This is a genomic window from Streptomyces griseoruber (assembly GCF_001514205.1).
Classification (GTDB): Bacteria; Actinomycetota; Actinomycetes; order Streptomycetales; family Streptomycetaceae; genus Streptomyces; species Streptomyces griseoruber.
In genome coordinates this window covers 2,519-5,613 of sequence record NZ_KQ948813.1, presented here as the reverse complement: position 1 = coordinate 5,613, position 3,095 = coordinate 2,519, and the positions used below count along the sequence as shown (strand labels likewise).

General features: G+C 71.6%; 1 protein-coding gene. It reads left to right on the top strand.

From position 1 onward, the window contains the following. Positions 1–13: 13 nt before the first annotated feature. The coding region (locus AQJ64_RS44660) for an acyltransferase domain-containing protein (RefSeq protein WP_244902741.1) at positions 14–3,095 on the top strand (3,082 nt) is incomplete at its 3' end.

Here is a 3,095-nt window from a genome sequence, read left to right as displayed (position 1 = left end):
ACGGCGCGCGGGCGTGTCCTCCTTCGGAATCAGCGGCACCAACGCCCACGTCATCCTCGAACAGATGCCTTGCACGGCGGTGGCTACGGAAAGCACCGAAAGCGACGAGGTGTCGGTGCTGCCCTGGGTGTTGTCGGCAGCCGGCGATGGCCTGTCGGCCCAGGCCGAGAGCCTGGCGGCCTTCGTGGAGGCACGGCCCGGCCTCTCCCTCGCCGACACCGCCCGGGCGCTCGTCACCACCAGGACCGCCCTGGAGCACCGTGCGGTGGTCCTGGCCGCCGACCGTAACGAGCTGCTCCACGCCCTCAGTGCGCTCGCCGAGGGCCGTACGGAGCCCAACGTCGTACGGAACTCCGCACAGACCAACGGCCGTACGGCCTTCCTGTTCGCTGGGCAGGGCTCGCAACGGCTCGGTATGGGTGGGGAGTTGTACGAGGCGTACCCCGTCTTCGCCGAGGCCTTCGACGCCGTGGACGCGGAACTGCCCTTCGGTCTGCGGGAGGTGGTGTTCGGTGAGGACGCCGACCTGCTGAACCGAACGGAGTTCACCCAGCCCGCCCTGTTCGCTCTCGAAGTGGCCCTGTTCCGGCTGTTGGAGTCGTGGGGTGTGCGTCCGGACGTTCTCGTCGGGCATTCCATCGGTGAGATCGCGGCCGCGCATGTGGCGGGTGTGTGGTCACTCGCCGATGCGTGCCGTCTGGTGGCGGCGCGGGGCCGGCTGATGCAGGCCCTGCCGTCGGGCGGTGCCATGGTCGCGCTCCAGGCGACCGAGGACGAGGTGCTCCCGCTCCTCGGTGACGAGGTGGGCATCGCGGCGGTCAACGGCCCGCAGGCGCTGGTGATCTCGGGGGCGGCGCAAGCTGTCGAGGAGATCGCCGACCGCTTCCGTGTCCAGGACCGCAAGGCGACGGCGTTGCGGGTGAGTCACGCGTTCCACTCGCCGTTGATGGAGCCGATGCTCGAGGAGTTCCGGGCCGTGGCCGAGGGTCTGTCGTACGGGCAGCCGCGGATTCCGATCGTCTCGACCGTCACCGGGGAGGTGGCCGCGGTCGAGGAGGTGACGTCGCCGGAGTACTGGGTGGAGCATGTTCGTCGGCCTGTGCGGTTCGCCGGTGCGGTGCGGCGGTTGGACGAGCAGGGTGTGGCGCGGTTCGTGGAGCTGGGCGCGGACGGAACGCTGACCGCGCTGGCCCAGGGCGTTCTCGACGGCGAAGACCGGGGCCTGGTGCTGACGCCGACCCTGCGCAAGGACCGCGCCGAGGCCCACGCGCTCCTCACGGCGACAGCGGAACTGTTCGCACGGGGCACCGCTCTCGACTGGACCGCCGTCTTCACCGGTACGGCTGCTGCGACGCCCGTCGACCTGCCGACGTACGTGTTCCAGCGGCGCCGCTTCTGGCCCGCCGCCTCCGCCCTGCACACCCGTGATCTGGGTGCGGTGGGGTTGGGTGCGGCCGGGCATCCGTTGCTGGGTGCGGCGGTGGAGTTGGCCGGTGGCGATGGTCTGCTGTTGACGGGGCGTTTGTCGTGTGGGGTGCAGGAGTGGTTGCGGGATCATGTGGTGGCGGGTGTGGTGGTGTTTCCGGGGACGGGTTTCCTGGAGTTGGCGTTGCGGGCGGGGGAGCAGGCGGGCTGTGACCGGGTGGAGGATCTGACGGTCGCGGTGCCGTTGGTGGTGCCGGAGCGGGGCGGGGTGCGGGTCCAGGTGCGGGTGGGTGCGGCGGACGACGCCGGCCGCCGCACGCTGGAGATCCACTCCCGTCTCGAAGAGCTGCCCGACGATCTCCCCTGGACCCTGCACGCCACGGGTGTACTGGCCGCCTTTGCGGACGCCCCGTCCGCCGCTTCCTTCGACTTCGGTGTGTGGCCGCCGCGGGACGCGGTGGCGGAGCCGGTCGAGGGGGTGTACGAGCGTTTCGCCGGGCTGGGGCTGTCGTACGGTCCGGTGTTCCAGGGGCTGCGCGGTGTGTGGCGGCGAGGCGAGGAGATCTTCGCGGAAGTCGCGTTGCCCGAGGGGCACGAGGATGGGGCGGAGCGGTTCGGTGCGCATCCGGCGTTGGTGGACGCGGCCCTGCACGCGGTGATGTTCACGTCGGTGTTCGGGGACGGGCGGGCGCGGTTGCCGTTCTCGTGGTCCGGGGTGTCGCTGTGGGCGTCGGGTGCGCGTGCGGTGCGGGTGCGGATGATGGCGCTCGGATCGGACGCGGTGGCGTTGGAACTGGCTGATCCTGCGGGCGGGTTGGTGGCGTCGGTGGAGTCGCTGGTGCTGCGGGAGGCGTCCGGTGACCTGGCGAAGGCGGACACCCGCCACGTCGACAGCCTCTTCCAGACCGACTGGGCCCCGGTCCCACTCGCCCCTTCCGTCGACGGCGTGACGCAGACCCCCGCTCTCCTCGTCGGTCTCCCCGACACTGCTGTGGAGCCCGGGACGGACGTCCTGGTGCGGGTGCGGCGGCCGGTCGGCGGCGCGGCCGAGGCCGCGCACGAGGTCACGGCCCACGTACTCGCCCACGTCCAGGCCTGGCTGGCGGAGGAGCGATTCGAGGGCGCCCGTCTGGTGCTCATCACCGAAGGGGCCGTCACCCTCGACGAATCGTCCGCCGATTCGGCTCTGGCGGCGGTGTGGGGCCTGGTCCGCGCGGCACGCGCCGAGGCACCGGACCGGTTCGCGCTGCTGGACGTGGACGGCACGGACGCGTCCTGGCCTCTGATGCCCGCCGCGCTCGCCTCGGGCGAGCCGGAGCTGGCACTGCGCGGTGGCACGGCCTACGCGCCCCGGCTCGTCCGCGCCGCGACCGGTACGGCTCTGACCCTCCCCTCGGGAGAGCCGGCCTGGAGGCTGGACATCGCCGAGAAGGGCACCCTTGAGGGGCTGGCGCTGCGCGGTGTTCCTTGCGATGAGCTGGCGGATCAGCAGGTTCGTATTGCCGTCCGCGCGGCGGGCGTCAACTTCCGCGATGTGCTCAACACGCTCGGCATGTACCCCGGTGATGCGAAGGACTTCGGTCTGGAGGGTGCGGGTGTGGTGACCGAGGTCGGCCCGGGAGTGACGGGGCTGGCAGTCGGTGACCGGGTCATGGGCCTCTTCTCCGGCT